General features: G+C 76.8%; 7 protein-coding genes and 5 pseudogenes. 6 read left to right on the top strand and 6 right to left on the bottom strand.

The window, feature by feature from the left end; all coding sequences use genetic code 11:
- Nucleotides 1-11: 11 nt before the first annotated feature.
- Nucleotides 12-1,697, bottom strand: coding sequence for a ribonuclease J (locus L6E17_RS14905; RefSeq protein WP_236241253.1), 1,686 nt, complete (start codon nucleotides 1,695-1,697; stop codon nucleotides 12-14).
- A gap of 412 nt (nucleotides 1,698-2,109) precedes the next feature.
- Here L6E17_RS14905 and L6E17_RS31485 point away from each other — a divergent pair, with 412 nt between their 5' ends.
- Nucleotides 2,110-2,406, top strand: coding sequence for a Tat pathway signal sequence domain protein (locus L6E17_RS31485; protein ID WP_236241252.1), 297 nt, complete (start codon nucleotides 2,110-2,112; stop codon nucleotides 2,404-2,406).
- A gap of 183 nt (nucleotides 2,407-2,589) precedes the next feature.
- Nucleotides 2,590-3,771 carry a spore photoproduct lyase family protein gene (locus L6E17_RS14895; protein WP_236241251.1) on the top strand — a complete coding sequence of 394 codons (1,182 nt, stop codon included), beginning with the start codon at nucleotides 2,590-2,592 and terminating at the stop codon, nucleotides 3,769-3,771.
- 82 nt (nucleotides 3,772-3,853) lie between these two features.
- Here the strand turns inward: L6E17_RS14895 and L6E17_RS14890 are convergent.
- The 4 genes and pseudogenes from L6E17_RS14890 to L6E17_RS14875 form a co-directional block, all read right to left on the bottom strand.
- A pseudogene (locus L6E17_RS14890) lies at nucleotides 3,854-4,848 on the bottom strand (DUF5914 domain-containing protein).
- On the bottom strand, nucleotides 4,845-5,849 hold the full coding sequence (locus L6E17_RS14885; protein ID WP_236241250.1) for a phytoene/squalene synthase family protein: 1,005 nt from the start codon (nucleotides 5,847-5,849) through the stop codon (nucleotides 4,845-4,847). Before L6E17_RS14885 ends, L6E17_RS14890 begins: the two are co-directional and overlap by 4 nt.
- Nucleotides 5,846-7,381, bottom strand: a complete 1,536-nt coding sequence (gene crtI / locus L6E17_RS14880) for a phytoene desaturase family protein (protein ID WP_236241249.1) — start codon at nucleotides 7,379-7,381, stop codon at nucleotides 5,846-5,848. The genes L6E17_RS14885 and crtI overlap by 4 nt, the downstream gene beginning before the upstream one ends.
- On the bottom strand, nucleotides 7,378-8,520 hold the full coding sequence (locus L6E17_RS14875) for a polyprenyl synthetase family protein (RefSeq protein WP_374109059.1): 1,143 nt from the start codon (nucleotides 8,518-8,520) through the stop codon (nucleotides 7,378-7,380). The genes crtI and L6E17_RS14875 overlap by 4 nt, the downstream gene beginning before the upstream one ends.
- Nucleotides 8,521-9,300: 780 nt before the next feature.
- Here L6E17_RS14875 and L6E17_RS14870 point away from each other — a divergent pair.
- The 4 genes and pseudogenes from L6E17_RS14870 to L6E17_RS14855 all read left to right on the top strand — a co-directional run bounded on the left by L6E17_RS14870 (nucleotide 9,301) and on the right by L6E17_RS14855 (nucleotide 14,220).
- A pseudogene (locus L6E17_RS14870) lies at nucleotides 9,301-10,490 on the top strand (lycopene cyclase family protein).
- Nucleotides 10,491-10,531: 41 nt separating this feature from the next.
- Nucleotides 10,532-11,251, top strand: a complete 720-nt coding sequence (locus tag L6E17_RS14865; protein ID WP_236241247.1) for a methyltransferase domain-containing protein — start codon at nucleotides 10,532-10,534, stop codon at nucleotides 11,249-11,251.
- Nucleotides 11,248-12,803: pseudogene (locus L6E17_RS14860) on the top strand (FAD-dependent oxidoreductase). Before L6E17_RS14865 ends, L6E17_RS14860 begins: the two are co-directional and overlap by 4 nt.
- A 177-nt stretch (nucleotides 12,804-12,980) precedes the next feature.
- Nucleotides 12,981-14,220, top strand: a pseudogene (locus L6E17_RS14855) (NAD(P)/FAD-dependent oxidoreductase).
- A 167-nt stretch (nucleotides 14,221-14,387) separates the two neighbouring features.
- Here L6E17_RS14855 and L6E17_RS14850 read toward each other — a convergent pair.
- A pseudogene (locus tag L6E17_RS14850) lies at nucleotides 14,388-15,164 on the bottom strand (cryptochrome/photolyase family protein); the annotation flags it as partial.
- Nucleotides 15,165-15,360 lie beyond the last annotated feature (196 nt).

Here is a 15,360-nt window from a genome sequence, read left to right as displayed (position 1 = left end):
GGCGCGGGCCGTCAGGCGTCGATGATGACGGGGATGATCAGGGGCTTGCGGCGGTAGGTGCGGAACGCCCAGTTCGCGACGGCCCTCGCGATGAGCTGCTCCTGCTGGTGCGCGTCCCCGATGCCTTCCTCCGCCGCCTGCGCCAGGGTCTTCTCGATGACGGGGACCGCCGACTCGAAGGTCGCCTCGTCGTGGACGAAACCCCGGGCCAGGAAGTCCGGCGGCTCGGCGAGGGCGCCGCTGTCGGCGTCGACGATCGCCACGACCGTGACGACGCCCTCCTCGGAGAGGGTGCGCCGGTCCTTCAGGGACGCCTCGGTGGCGCCGCCCACCGTCATGCCGTCCACGTAGACGTACCCGGCCGGCACCTTGCCGGTGATCGAGGCGCGGCCGTCGACCAGGTCGACGACGACGCCGTCCTCGGCGATGACGACCCGGTCGGGGTCGACGCCGGTCCGGATGGCGAGGTCGGCGTTGGCCCGCAGGTGCTTCCACTCGCCGTGCACCGGCATGACGTTGCGCGGCTTGACGATGTTGTAGCAGTAGACGAGCTCGCCGGCGCTGGCGTGACCGGACACGTGCACCTTGGCGTTGCCCTTGTGGACGACGTTGGCACCCCACCGGGTCAGCCCGTTGATCACCCGGTAGATGGCGCTCTCGTTGCCCGGGATGAGGGAACTGGCGAGCAGGACGGTATCGCCCTCACCGATGCGGATCATGTGGTCGCGGTTCGCCATCCGGGACAGCGCGGCCATCGGCTCTCCCTGCGAGCCGGTGCACACCAGGGCGATCCGGTGGTCGGGGAGCTTCTCCAGCTCCTTCACGTCCACCACGAGGCCGGGCGGGACGTTGAGATAGCCCAGCTCGCGGGCGATGCCCATGTTGCGGACCATCGAGCGGCCCACGAACGCGACCTTGCGGCCGTGCTGGTGGGCGGCGTCCAGGACCTGCTGGATGCGGTGCACGTGGCTGGCGAAGCTGGAGACGATGACGCGCCGCGGCGAGGTCCGCATCACCTGCTCGATGGCCGGGTTCAGCTCCCGCTCGGACGTCGTGAAGCCGGGGACCTCCGCATTGGTGGAATCCGTGAGGAACAGGTCGACGCCCTCCTCACCCAGCCGGGCGAAGGCCCGCAGATCGGTGATCCGGTCGTCGAGCGGGAACTGGTCCATCTTGAAGTCGCCGGTGTGCAGTACGAGGCCGGCCGCCGTGCGGATCGCCACCGCGAGCCCGTCCGGGATCGAGTGGTTGACCGCCACGAACTCGCACTCGAACGGCCCGAACTTCCGCCGGTCGCCTTCCTTCACCCGCACCGACCGCGGCTGGATGCGGTGCTCCTTCAGCTTGGCCTCCAGGAAGGCCAGGGTCAGCTTCGACCCGACGACCGGAATGTCCCGCCGCTCCCGCAGCAGGTACGGCACCCCGCCGATGTGGTCCTCGTGCCCGTGGGTCAGCACCACGGCCACGATGTCGTCCAGCCGGTCCCGGATGGAGGTGAAGTCCGGCAGGATCACATCCACGCCCGGCTGCGTCTCCTCGGGGAACAGCACCCCGCAGTCGACGACGAGCAGCTTGCCGGCGTGCTCGAACACGGTCATGTTGCGGCCGATCTCGCCAAGGCCGCCCAGGGCGACGACCCTGAGCCCTCCTCGGGGCAGCGGTGCCGCGGGCTTCAGTCCGGGGTGCGGGTGACTCATACCCCCCACGTTAGCGGGGGAGCGGGCCGAGGTGATCTCCGACTCCTCCGCCGACCTGCCGGCAGTCCGCCGCCACCGCAGCGCCGTCGCCCCCCGGCCCCCCCGCCGCACGGCTCCTGCCGGGTGCACGGGGAGGGCGCCTCAGGACGGGGCACGCGCGGCCACACCCTGCGCCGCGCGGCGGCTTCCGCCGTCCGGTCGCGCGCGCCCGGGACCGGGCAGGCAGCCGGCGTGCCGGCCCACACGGCCCCCGGCGCCCTCCTCGGGCGGGCCGGCGGCGGGGTTCCTGCGGCCGGAAAGGTCAGCCGATGGCTTTGCCATCTCTTTGCAATCCGCCCTGCCGCCGCGTCGTCTCTCCGCTCGACCTCCCACCCGGTCCGTCACAGGCCGCCGACGAAGGAGAGCAACCACCATGCGCCGTACCGTCCTCAGCCTCACGGCACTCGGCTGCACCGCCCTGCTGGCGGGCGCCGCGCCCGCGTTCGCCGATGGGGCCTCCCCGTCCCCGGTGCCCGACACCGCCGCGGCCGCCCCCTCGGTCGCCGCCGACCCGACGCCCCGCGCCGAACCGGCCCCCGAACTGTCGGCCGCCCCCTCCGCCGCGCCGGCCGGCGCCGCGCCCCGCACGGCGGACAGCCCCGTCCCCGCCGCCGCGCCCTCGGCGAGGCCGAGCCCGGGGCCGGGGGCCGGGGACGGGGCCCGGGGGTGAGGGACGGCGCCCGCTTGCCGGGGCCTCCCGCCGCCGGTCGGCAGGCACGCGCCGGCCGCTGGTTCCCGCCTGCTGCCGGCCCTTAGGGGCCCGTCCTGCGGCGGGTCCGCGGCCGTGGCCGGCGCCGTAAAGTGGGAGGGCCGGATGCCTTCGGCACCCCGTACCACCCGTAGCGGAGCGCTCATGCACCACCCGCCCACCGGGCCGGACGACGACTCCGGCGCGCTGTTCGGACTGGACGCCCTCGACACGGGGGCACAGCCGGCCGGGCCGCGGGACGGGCCGCTCTTTCGGGACTCGGCGGCGGCACGCCGGCTGCTGCCCGTACGGGAGATCCACGCGGAACCCGCCGCGGCGGCCTCCCCGCGGGGCCGGCAGGTCCTGCGCCGCTTCCCCGACGCCCGGCTGGTCACCGTGGACTCCCACTGGCGCATCCCCGGACTGCACGGCAACGAGGGCAACGTCGACCGCTGGGTCCGGATCAAGGGCGAGACGCTCGTTCTCGGGGAGAAGAAGACCCTCACCACCCGCCCCAACGGCCGGTCCGCCGACTGGATCGCCCCCGGCGCCTCCAACGGCTGCGCGATGGCCTGCGCCTACTGCTACGTCCCGCGCCGCAAGGGCTACGCCAATCCGATCACCGTCTTCACCAACATCGACCGGATCATCGCCCACCTGGCCCGCCACATCGCACGCCAGGGGCCCAAGCCGGAACCGAACCAGTGCGACGCCCGGTCCTGGGTGTACGACATCGGGGAGAACGGCGACTGCTCGGTGGACGCACTGATCTCCGACAACACCGCCGACCTCGTGCGCGCCTTCACGCGGTGGCCCACCGCCAAGGCGTCCTTCGCGACCAAGTTCGTCAACCCCGACCTGCTCGCGCTCCAGCCGCGCGGACGGACGCGGATCCGCTTCTCCCTCATGCCGCCGGACGACTCACGCCTCCTCGACGTGCGGACCTCGCCCGTCGCCGAGCGCGTCGCCGCCGCCGCGGACTTCCTGGACGCCGGCTACGAAGTGCACTTCAACCTCTCGCCCGTGGTCCTCCGCCCCGGCTGGCAGGACGCCTGGGCGGAGCTGCTGCGGCACCTCGACGACGTCCTGCCGCAGCGGGTGAAGCGGCAGGCCGCCGCGGAGGTCGTCATGCTGACGCACAACCAGGACCTGCACGAGGTCAACCTCGGCTGGCACCCCCGCGCGGAGGACGTGCTGTGGCGGCCGGAGCTCCAGCAGGCCAAGCGTTCCGAGAACGGAGCCCTCAACGTCCGCTACCGCAACGGGGTGAAGGCCGAGGCGGTGGCCGCGCTGCGCGACCTGATCGGCCGCCGCGCCCCCTGGCTGGAGGTCCGGTACGCCTTCTGACGCGGGGCGGCCGCCCGCCGGGGACAGCCCGCGCCCCCGCGCCCCGCGCCCGCACCCTGCTCCCGCGGGCGCGGGCCCGGCGTCAGCCCGGGAACCGGCCCGACGACCGCAGTGCCCAGCGGCGCTCGGCATAGGCGAGGTCGTCGCGCCAGAGGCGTCCCGCCGCGGCCTGCACCACGGGCCGCAGCAGCGGGGCGGCCCTGCGGACGAAGGCGAACCCCGGCCGGTCGGACGCCGCCACCACGGCCTCCGTCACCGCCGTGCGCGGGCGGCCCCGGTCGTCGGCGCCGAGCGGGGTGGCGTGGGTCTCCACCACGGAACCCGCCCCCTCCCCCTCCGTGATGTGCATGACGACGGTCCGCGGCTCGGGAGCGGTGAACACCGCCCGGACCGGCACCACCAGCCGCCCCGCCACCTTGAAGGACACGTCGACGGTGAAGCCGTCACCGTCCTCACCCGGGGTGCCGACCACCGTCAGGTCGACGAACGAGTACGGGTGGTACCACGCCCCGTGCCAGGGGTCCAGGCGGTTGGCCACGACGTCCTCGGGCTCGCAGACCCCGGTGCCCGTGTACACGGCCGCCAACCCGCCGCCGAGCGCCGGGCGGACCGGTACCACGGGCGCGTCGAGCGGTTCCTCACCGCCGACTTCGTCCAGCCGCACCCAGACCAGGACCCCGTCGTCGAAGACGGGCAGCGGCTCCCAGCCCGCGAACGGCGACCCGTCCAGGGCGAGTCCGTGCCAGTGGCACACCAGCGTGCCGCACCGGACGGGACTGTCCGCCAGCGGCGCCCCGAGGTGCGGGCAGACACCGGGACCGGCGTGGAGGCGCCCGCCGGCGCCGCGCCAGACGACCACCTCCCGGCCCGCCACCGTGCCGCCAGCGGGCGGTCGGGCCGCACCGCGCCGGTGGCGCCGAGGACGTACCAGTTGCCGGACGGGCGGGCCTGGGCGCGCTTCAACGCGGCCGCGATGACGCCCGGCTTGGCGTCGCGCCAGGTGGGCCGCTGCCGGTCCCACGGGACGGGGCGGCGGCGCAGCGACAGGGGCAGACGGGCGCGGGGCCGGGGGTTCACGCGACCTCCTCGGAGACCGGACGGGCAGGGGCGGCGGACGGGGCGGGCGGAGCGGTACGGGACCGGCGGCGGTGCCGCAGCCGCGCGGCGGCCACCCGGACCAGCCCGTCCGCCGCGACCGCCGCGCGGGTCCGCCGCGGCACCACCGCGCGGCGGTGCAGCACCGCGTAGCCGTCCCCGGCCACGGCGTCGAGGATCCCGCCGTAGAGGACGTACGCGGTGCGGATGCAGGGCCGCGCCACCGGGTCGAGCATCCCCAGACCGGGCTCCGCCTCCCGGTAGACCCGGCGGGTGAGCGCCTCGAACTCCCGCAGGGCGGCGATCACACGGCGGTCGTCGCGCCCCGTGTCGCGGCACCAGCGCAGCAGCTCCCGGTCCGCTCCGTGCCCGGCCAGCAGGTCGCCCGGCACGTACACGCGGCCCCGGTCGAGGTCCTCGCCCACGTCCCGCAGGAAGTTCGTCAGCTGGAAGGCCACGCCGAGGGCGGCCGCGTGGGGCGCGGCCTCCTCGCGCGGCACCACCGTGCCCAGCACCGGCAGCATCTGCAGCCCGATCACGGCGGCCGAGCCGTGCATGTAGCGGCGCAGGTCGGCGTAGGTCGGGTAGTCCGCCACCACCAGGTCGGACCGCATCGCCGCCATGAAGTCGCGGAAGTGGCCGTGCTCGATGGCGTAGCGGCGCGCGGTGTCCGCGACGGCCAGCACCACCGGCTCGTCGCCGGCGCCTTCCCGCAGACCCCTGTCCAGCCGCCGCTGGAGCTCCGCAAGCCGCGCCTCCCGCGCCGGGCCATCCGCCCCGGAGTCGAGGGAGTCGACGATGTCGTCGGCCCACCGGGCGAACCCGTACAGCGCGTGCACGGCGGGCCTGCGGTCCGCGGGCAGCAGCCGGGTCGCGAGGAAGTACGTCCTGCCGTGCGCCGCGTTGAGCGCCCGGCAGCGGCGGTAGGCGGCCCGCAGCGCCGGGTCGGTGATGCCCGCGGCGTCGAGTTCGCGGCCGGTCATGCGGGGGCCTCCTCGGCTCGTGCGGGCGCCGGGCGGTTGGCGGGGCGCACGGTGCCGCCGGTGATGCGGGCCGCCGCCAGCTTCCCCGACACCAGGGAGGTCGGCACCCCGACACCCGGGGTGGTGCCGCACCCGGCGAGTACGGCGTTCTCCGTGCCGCGCACCAGGTTCCGCGGCCGGAAGGGGCCCGTCTGCAGGAAGGTGTGGGCCGCCGAGAACGGCGTGCCGGCCGCATGCCCCTGCCCGAGCCAGTCGGCCGGGGTGACGAGGCACTCCTCGTCGACGGCCGCCCCGATCCCGTCGAGGCCGCGCCGCTCCAGCTCCCGCAGCAGGGAGTCCCGGTAGCGCGGGCCGAGCTCGCCCCACGCGGCGGCGCCGGGACCGAGGGCCGTGTTGGGGCAGGGCGCGAGGATGTAGTGCAGGTGGCGGCCCGGCGGGGCGAGCGAGGGATCGGTTGCCGTGGGCCGGGTGACCAGCAGCGAAGGGTCGCTCATCAGCCGCCCCTCACGGGTGAGTTCGTCGAACGTGGTGCGCCACGCCGCGCCGAACGAGATCGTGTGGTGCGCGAGGTGCGGCCAGGTGCGGTCCGTGCCGGCGTGCAGCACGACCGCGGACGGCGAGTGCCGCAGCCGCACGGGCCTGCGCGGGCGGCGGCCGAGGAGCCGGTACGCGACGGGCAGGTCGGGGGTGAGCACGACCGCGTCGCACGGGATGCGGTCCTCGCCGGTGACCACGGCGGTGATCCGGTCACCCGACCGCTCCAGCCGGGCGGCCTCCTGGCCGAACCGCAGCTCGGCCCCCGCGTCGGCGGCGGCGTCCGCCATGGCCTGCGGCAGGGCGTGCATGCCGCCGCGCGGGAAGTACACCCCGGCGACCGTGTCCATGTAGGCGATGACGGCGTACGCCGCCAGGGCCCGGGCCGGCGGGACGCCCGCGTACAGCGCCTGGAAGGAGAACACCCGCTGCAGCCGCTCGTCCTTCAGGAAGCGGCCGATGCGCCGGTCGAGCCGGCCGAAGCCGCCGAGCGCCGCGAGGCGGGCGAGGTCGCCGGTCAGCAGGTCGAGGGGCGAGTCGAAGTTCGCGTCGATGAAGTGGCGCATCTGCGCCCGGTACAGCCGCTCCAGCCAGGTCCGCAGCCGCCGGTAGCCCGCCGCCTCCGCGGCCCCGGCGAACCGCTCGACCTCGGCGGCCATCGCGTCGCCGTCGGTGTGCACGTCGAGTGCGCTGCCGTCCGCGAACGACGCCCGGTACGCCGGGTGCAGCGGGATCAGCTCCACCCGGTCGTACAGGCTGTCGCCGACCGCCGCGAAGGCCTCGTCGGCGAGGTCGGGCATGGTCAGCACGGTCGGTCCGGTGTCGATGCGGTAGCCGCCGAGGTCCATGCGGCCGGCCCGTCCGCCGGGCAGCGGGTCCCGCTCGACGACGGTGACCCGGCGCCCGGCGCCCAGGAGGTGCAGCGCGGCCGACAGGCCGGCGAACCCCGCGCCGACGACCACCACATGGTCCGTGCGGCCCTTCACCGTGCGGGTCATCGCCGCACCTCCGGCGTGCCGGGGCCGACGGGGGCGGGGGACGGCTCGGGATGCGGGCGGGCCGGCGGCTCGCCTGGAGCGCGGGATCCCGCCGCCGCGGCCAGCAGCTCCCGCAGCCTGCCCCCGGCGTCCGGGGCGAGCGGCGCGCCGTCGAAGTGGCGCAGGCCCTGCGCCGCCAGCCGGCCGATCTTGGCCTCGACCGCGGCCCGGGCGCCGGTGCGCACCAGCACGTCGCGTACCTCCTCCAACCCCGCGGGGGTCAACTCCGGGTCGCCGAGGGCCCGTTCCAGCACGTCCCGGGCGTGCCGGTCGGAGGCGGCCGCCGCGCGCGCCGTCGCCACGGCGACCAGATACGTCGGCTTGCCCTCGCGGATGTCGCCGCCGCACGGCTTGCCGGTGCGGGCGGGGTCCCCGAAGACGTCGTCCAGGTCGTCGCGTAGCTGGAAGGCCATGCCCACGCAGCGCCCCGCCGAGCACAGCGCCTGGAGGGTGCGGGCCTCGGCGCCGGCGACGGCGGCCCCCAGCGCGAGGGGCCGCTCCACCGAGTAGAGCGCGCTCTTGAGGCCAGCGGCCCGCAGCGCGCGCGGCTGGGAGCGCGATCCGGTGAGCTGGCCCTGGAGATCGAGGAACTGGCCGGCCACCATCTCCGTCCGCATGTCGCTCCACAGCCGGTGCACCACGGTCGCCGTCCACGGGTCCAGCGCCAGTTCGGCCACCACGTCGTCGGCCCACGCGAGCGCGAGGTCCCCGGCGAGGATCGCGGCCGCCTCACCGAAGCGGGCGGCGCGGGACGGCGGCGCGGCCTCGGCGTGCCGGTCGCGTACCTCGGCGTGCAGGGCGGGACGGCCGCGCCGCTGCGTCGAGCCGTCCATCACGTCGTCGTGGACGAGGGCGCAGGTCTGCAGCAGTTCGAGTGCCGCGCCGATCCGCAGGGCGGCGGCGACGGAGTCCTCGCCGGCCCCGCCGCAGGCACGCATCGCCCACCAGACGAGCTGCGACCGGGTGCGCTTGCCGCCCTCCTGCGTGAACCGGGCCACGTGCGCGGCGAGTTCCTGGGCGAACCGGCCGTCCAGGGCGCGGGCCCGTGCGAGCCGGTCGGCGAGCACCTGCTCCAGCACCCGGCCGACCGCGGCGGGCACGTCCGCGTCGACGGCCGCCGCACCCGAGGCGTCCGGACCCGGGGCGCGGGGGTCCGCGGCGGCCGTTCCCGCGCTGTCCCGGCCCGCGGTGACCGTACCGGCGGCGTCCGGATCCGCGGGGTGCGCGGGCGCCGCGTGCCGGGGCGCGGTGCGCGGGTCCGCGAGGTGCCCGGGAGCCGCGTGCGAGGCGGAGGCGTGCGGGTCCGGGGTGTGTGGGGCGGCCGTGCGTGGGGCGGTGGCGTGTGGGGTGGTGGTGTGCGGGTCCGCGAGGCGCCCGGGAGCCGTGTGCGGGGCGGAGGCGTGCGGGGCGCGCGGGTCCGCGGTGTGCGGGGCGGCCGTGTGCGGGGCCGCGAGGTGCCCGGGAGTCGCGTGCGGGGCGGTGGCGTGCGGGTCCGGGGTGTGCGGGGCGGCCGCGTGCTGGGGAGTCGCGGCCCCGGAAGACCCGTGGCCGTGCGCCCGGCCGGCGGCGGACCGGCCGGGGCGCTCGTGCCGGGGAGGCTCCTGCGGGGCCACCAGGCGGGGGACGGGCGGCGGCGCGGCCGCGGGATGGTCCTTCGCCTGAGTGGGCCGCATCCCGGTTCCTCTCGTCGTGGTGTCGATGCCTTCTTCATCGTCCTTCGGCCATCCCCCGTGATACGGATGCGGATCGTGCCCGGTCCCCGAAACCCCCGGAAAGCCACCGGGTGGACGCGCCCGCCCGGGTGACGGCATCCGATGCGGGTGCGGGACGGGAAAGGGCGTCAGGTGCGCGCACGCGGACGAGGGACGGAGGGAGCCGGGGTGCCGGAGGTGGATGTGGCCGTCATCGGGGCGGGAGCGGCCGGGCTGTCCCTGGCCCACCGCCTGAGCGGACGGGTGCCGGGGGCCCGGACGCCGTCCGTGGTCCTCGTCGACGCGCCCCCGGGGCCGCTGCGGCCCCCGCCGCGGACGTGGTGCTTCTGGGAGTCCGGCCGCGGCCGCTTCGACGCGGCCGTGCGGTCGCAGTGGCGGCACCTGCGGGTACGGCCGCCCGCCGGGCCGCCGATCGGCGGCGACATCGCGCCGCTGCGCTACAAGATGATCCGCTCCGACGACTTCGAGTCCCTCGTCGGCCGGGACCTGGCGGGCAGCCCCAACGTCCGGCGGGTGGAGGCCGTCGTGGACACCGTGGACGAGTACCCGGGCGGGGCCCGCGTCCTGACCACCGGCCCGGACGGCGGCGAGGGCATCGTGGACGCCCGCTGGGTGTTCGACTCGCGCCCCCTCGGCAGCCTCCCGGCCGCCCGCACCACCCTGCTCCAGCACTTCCACGGCTGGTTCGTCCGCACCGCGCGGCCCGCCTTCGACCCCAGGACCGCCGAACTCATGGACTTCCGCACACCGCAGCCCCGCGACGGACTGTCCTTCGGCTACGTCCTGCCCACCGGACCGTGCGAAGCCCTCGTGGAGTACACCGAGTTCTCCCGCGAGGTCCTCACAGCGAGCGGATACGCGGCGGCCGTACGGCACTACGTCGAGGACGTGCTGCGGCTCGGCGACACGGAGGTCGTCGCCACCGAGACCGGTGTGATCCCCATGACGGACGCCCCCATGGCGCGGCGCGTCGGCGCCTCGGTGTTCCGGATCGGCGCCGCCGGAGCCGCGACCCGCCCGTCCACCGGCTACACCTTCGCCGGCCTCCAGCGCCAGACGCGGGCCGTCGCCGCCGCGCTCCGGCAGGGGCGCGCACCCCGGTGCCGCCCGCCGCCCACTCCGCCCGGGCCCGCGCCATGGACGCCGTCCTCCTCAGGGCCCTGGACAGCGGCCGGGTCGACGGGCCCGCGCTGTTCGCCCGGCTGTTCGCCGACGTCCCCATGCGGAGGCTGCTGCGCTTCCTCGACGGCCGTACCGGCCTGTTCGAGGACCTGTCCGTGGGACTCCGCACCCCGATCGGCCCGATGCTCCGCAGCGCCGCCGAACTGCCGCGCCTGCCGCGCCGCCCCTCCGACTGACCCGACCCCGAGTCCCTTCTCGCCCCGTCCCTGGAGGCCGTATGACCCTGCTGCGCGACGAAGACCTCGCCGCCGCGTTCGACCACGCGTCCCGCAGTTACGACACGCTGGTGGCCGCCAATCCCGGCTACCACGCGCACCTGCGGCGCTCGGTGTGCCGCCTCGGCCTGCCCGGGCACGGGCAGGGACTGCGCGTCCTGGACCTCGGCTGCGGCACCGGCGCCTCGACGGCCGCGCTCCGCTCCCTCCTCCCGGCCGCCGACCTCACGGCCGTGGACGCCTCCGCCGGCATGCTGGAGCGGGCCGCCGCCAAGCCGTGGGCGGGCGGGGTGCGGTTCGTGCACGCCCCGGTCGAGCGGCTGGCCGCCGCGGGCGTGGACGGGCCCTTCGACGCGGTGTTCGCCGCCTACCTGTTCCGGAACGTCTCCGATCCCGACGCCGTCCTCACCGCCGTCCGCGGCCTGCTGCGGCCCGGCGGACGGCTCGGCGTCCACGAGTACACGCTCAGCGGCCGCCGCGCCGACCGGGCGGTGTGGACCCTGGTGTGCCGCGGCGTCGTCCAGCCGGCGGCCACCCTCCTCGGGGACGGGCCGCTGTACCGCCACCTGTGGCGCAGCGTCGTCGGCTTCGACACCGCCGGGCGGTTCGCCGAACGCCTCCGCGACGCCGGCTTCGACCGGGTCCGCACCCTGCCCCTGCCCGGCTGGCAGACCGGCATCACCCACACGTTCGTGGCCCGCCGCGGGGAGGAGCCCCGATGACGCTCCCCGCCCCGCGCAGGGGAGCGGCCCGCCGCGGCCGCGACCGGCGGGCCCGCGTCCTGCCCGCCCACCACGGAGCCGGGCACGCGACCGGCCGCCCTCGGTCGCCGTGGTCGGCGCCGGGATCGCCGGGCTCGCCGCCGCCACCGCCCTGGCCGAGCGGGGCGTCGCGGTGACCCTGTACGAGCGGGAGGCGTACGTCGGCGGGCGGGTCGGCGGCTGGCCCACCCGCCTGAGCGACGGCACCGCCGTCACCATGAGCCGGGGCTTCCACGCGTTCTTCCGGCAGTACTACAACCTGCGGGGCCTGCTGCGCCGCACCGACCCGGGGCTGGACCGGCTGACCGGCCTGCCCGACTACCCGCTGCTGCACGCCGACGGCATGCGGGACGGCTTCCGGCACGTCCCCCGCACCCCGCCGTGGAGCGCGCTGGGCTTCGTCGCGCTCAGCCCGTCCTTCCGGCTGCGGGACCTGCGCGCCATGGACCTGGTCGCGGCCCTGCCCCTGCTCGACGTCCGCGTCCCCGGCGTGTACGACCGCCTCGACGGCACCTCCGCGCACGCCTTCCTGGACGCGGTGCGCTTCCCCGAACGCGCCCGGCACCTGGCGTTCGAGGTGTTCTCCCGGAGCTTCTTCGCCGACCCGCGGCAGCTGTCGGCGGCCGAGATGGCGCTGATGTTCCACATCTACTTCCTCGGCTCCGCCGAGGGCCTGCTGTTCGACGTGCCCCGCTCGCCCTTCCCGCAGGCCCTCTGGGACCCCCTGGCCGGGTACCTGAAGGGCCTCGGCGTCGAACTGCGCACGGGCACCGTCGTCGAGCACGTCGCGCCCGTACGGGGCGGCGGCCACGACGTCGCCGCCGGGGGCGGCGAGCGCCGGTACGACGCCGTGGTCCTCGCCCTCGACCCCGGCGGCCTGCGGTCCCTCGTCGGCCGCTCCGACCGGCTGGGCGACGCCCCGTGGCGGGAACGGGTCGCCCGCCTGCGCACCGCCCCGCCGTTCCTGGTCACCCGGCTGTGGCTGGACCGCCCCGTGGCCGCCGACCGGCCCGGCTTCCTCGGCACCAGCGGCTTCGGCGGCCTCGACAACATCAGCGTGCTGGACCGCTGGGAGGACGAGGCGGCCCGCTGGGCGGCGCGCACGGGAGGGTCCGTCGTCGAGCTCCACGCCTACGCGGTCGATCCGGGCGCCGACCGCGGCGCCGAGGAGCGGCGCCTCGTCGAGCAGCTCCGCCGCGTGTACCCGGAGACGCGCACGGCCTCGGTCGTCGACGTCCGGCACGAGTGGCGCGAGGACTGCCCGCTGTTCCCCGTGGGCGGCTACGCCGACCGGCCCGCCGTCCGCACCCCGGACCCCGCCCTCGTCGTGGCCGGGGACACCGTGCGCACCGACCTTCCCGTGGCGCTCATGGAGCGGGCGGCCACGACCGGGTTCCTCGCCGCGAACGCGCTGCTGCAGCGGTGGGGCGTGCGCGGGCAGACGCTGTGGACCGTACCGGACCGCGGGCGGGGCACCGTGCTGCCGAAACTCGCCGCCTGGGCCGGGCGGTGAAGCGGCCGCCCCGGAGCCGGCACACCACCGGCGCCCGGGGCGGCGCGGGCGACCGGCGTGGCCCGGGGCGCGGCGTGGAACACGGACGGGACGGGAGCGCCGGCCGGGGCCGTGGAGCCCGAACGGCACGAGCGGCGGGCGGCACGGCCCGCACCGACGAGGGGAAGAGGTGGTCATGTGTCCGCAGCGCGGGAAGCGACGGACGTGCTGGTGGTCGGGGCCGGGGTCGCCGGGCTGGCCTGCGCCCGCGACCTGCTGGCGGCCGGCGTCGGCGTCCGGGTCGTGGAGGCGTCCGACGACGTGGGCGGCCGGATGCGCTCCGACCGCGTCGACGGCTTCGTGGTGGACCGCGGGTTCCAGGTGTTCAACACCTCCTATCCGCAGGTGCGGCGCCGACTGGTCCTGAAGGACCTGCGGCTGCGGCCCTCCACCCCCGGCGTCCTGATCCACAGCCCGTCCGGCCGCCTCCGGTTCACCGATCCCACGCGCCGCCCGCGCACGCTGCCCGACCTGCTGCCGGGCCGCCTCGCCGGCGCCCGCGACCTCGCCGCCACCGGCCTGCTCTCCGCCCGGGACATGCTCGCCCCGCCGCGCCTGCTGAAGCGGCTGCCCGACACCACCACCCGGGCCGCCCTCGCCGACGCCGGGGTGTCCGACGCGTTCGTGGAGACGTTCTTCCGCCCGTTCCTGTCGGGCGTCTTCCTGGAGGACCGGCTGGAGACCTCCAGCCGCGTGTTCCACCTCGTGTGGCGGAGCATGCTGCGCGGCACCCTGTGCCTGCCCGCCGAAGGCATCGCGGCCGTCCCCGCGCCCTGGCCGCCGCCCTGCCCGCGGGGACCGTGCGCCTGGAGACCCCCGTCGAGCGGCTCACGGCCGACGGCGCGGCCACCGCCGACGGCCGGGAGGTCCCCGCGCGCGCCGTCGTCGTCGCCACCGGCCCCGGACCCGTCGCCGCGCTGCTGCCCGGCGTCGGCGTGCCGGACTACCGCGTCGTGACGACGTACTGCCACGTCGCGCCGCGCTCCCCCCTCGGCGAGCCGACGCTGCTCGTGGACACCCGGCGCCGCTTCCTCGACACATGCGTCCTCAGCGACGTCGTGCCCTCCTGCGCCCCGCCCGGCCACGCGCTCGTCGCCACCTCCGTCCTGGGCCGGGACGAGGAGGGCGGGGAGCGCGGGGTGCGGGCGGCGCTCGCCGAGGCGTACGGCACCGGCACGGACGGCTGGGACCTGCTCGCCGTGCGCACCGTCGACGACGCCCTGCCGGCCATGGCGCCGCCGCAGCCGCTGACCCGCCCCGCGCGGGTGGCCCCGGCCGGTACGTGTGCGGCGACCACCGCGCCACCGGATCGGTGCAGGGCGCGCTCGCGTCCGGGGCGCGGGCCGCGCGGGAGGTGCTCCGCGACCTGCGGCGGTGACCGCCCGGGGGTCAGGGCGGGCCGTCGCCGCGCCGCCGCTCCCGGTCCAGCAGCCCGTCCAGGTCCCCGAGCCGGTCCAGGCCCCGCACCGCCCGCGTCATCCGCGGATTGCGCTCCAGCCGGGCGCGGTGCCGGTGCAGGAAGGCCCAGTACGCAGCAGGCCGAGGGTTGAGGGACGACGACAGCAGGCTGTGGCTCATGACCGGGTCCCGCGCCGGCATCGCGTCCTCGTACGGCCCGAACCCGGCGAGGCGGCGCTCGGCGAACCGGCGCAGCGCGGCCGGCGCCTCCCGCCGGGAGGCGGGGAAGAGGCGCGGCCCGTCCCGGCCCACGAAGCGGACCGCCCCTTCCCGCTCCCAGCGGTCGAGGCCGCGGCGCACCTCCGCGTCGATGCCGTCCTCCCGCGGCCAATTCGGCGCGGGCGCGCCCAGGGAGGGCGCGCCGCGGGGCGGCGGCTCGCGGTTGTCGTGGCGTGGTTCCCGCGTCCGCCCGCGGGGCCGTCCCCGTCCACCAGCAGACCGTGCGTGCGCCGCACCCACCGGTAAGTCCTCCTGCCGCAGCCGCTCATTACCGTGCCCGTCCGCCCAGGCGCGGAAGTCGTCGCGGGCGACGAGGAAGCCGCGCGCCGGCAGCACCGTGACGGCGCCGAGGGACCGTACCAGCCGCAGCGCCGCGTACGAGGTCGGGTGGTGCACCGTGACCGGGCCGTCCCCGACGGCCTCGCGCAGCCCCTGCCGGTAGGTCTCGGCGCGGACGTAGCGCACCCGGTCGCCGAGCTCCGCGGCGTGGTGCCGCATGGCGGAGAGCACCAGGTGCGCCTTCGCCCGGTGGAAGCGCCGGCGGCGGAACACCGAGCGGGCCTCGATCATGACCACGGGCGCGTCCCGTGCGGGGCCCTCCGGCCCGGCGGTCAGGAAGTGCGGACCGAGCCGGTCGCCGAGCAGTCAGTGGGGAACCGTCACGACAGCGCCTCCTCGCTCTTGGCCGGTCACGCCTGCACCGCGTGCACGGCCGCGCCGGCCGGCCGGTCCCGCCGTCCCGCGGCGCCCGCCGCCCCGGTCCCGCCGCCGGGCCTGCTCCGGATGCCGCCCGCACGACGTGCTTCGCCTCGGCCCCGGACGGCCCTGCAACCGATCCCCG

This window comes from Streptomyces sp. CC228A (assembly GCF_021390935.1).
Lineage (GTDB): Bacteria > Actinomycetota > Actinomycetes > Streptomycetales > Streptomycetaceae > Streptomyces.
Note: the sequence above shows the minus strand (reverse complement) of the source record. Positions and strands in the feature narration are given on the sequence as shown.

Excerpts from the sequence above, each read along its gene's own strand:
- L6E17_RS14905 (WP_236241253.1), bottom strand. The coding sequence starts at position 1,697 with ATGAGTCACCCGCACCCCGGACTGAAGCCCGCGGCACCGCTGCCCCGA.
- L6E17_RS31485 (WP_236241252.1), top strand. The coding sequence starts at position 2,110 with ATGCGCCGTACCGTCCTCAGCCTCACGGCACTCGGCTGCACCGCCCTG.
- L6E17_RS14895 (WP_236241251.1), top strand. The coding sequence starts at position 2,590 with ATGCACCACCCGCCCACCGGGCCGGACGACGACTCCGGCGCGCTGTTC.
- L6E17_RS14885 (WP_236241250.1), bottom strand. The coding sequence starts at position 5,849 with ATGACCGGCCGCGAACTCGACGCCGCGGGCATCACCGACCCGGCGCTG.
- crtI (WP_236241249.1), bottom strand. The coding sequence starts at position 7,381 with ATGACCCGCACGGTGAAGGGCCGCACGGACCATGTGGTGGTCGTCGGC.
- L6E17_RS14865 (WP_236241247.1), top strand. The coding sequence starts at position 10,532 with ATGACCCTGCTGCGCGACGAAGACCTCGCCGCCGCGTTCGACCACGCG.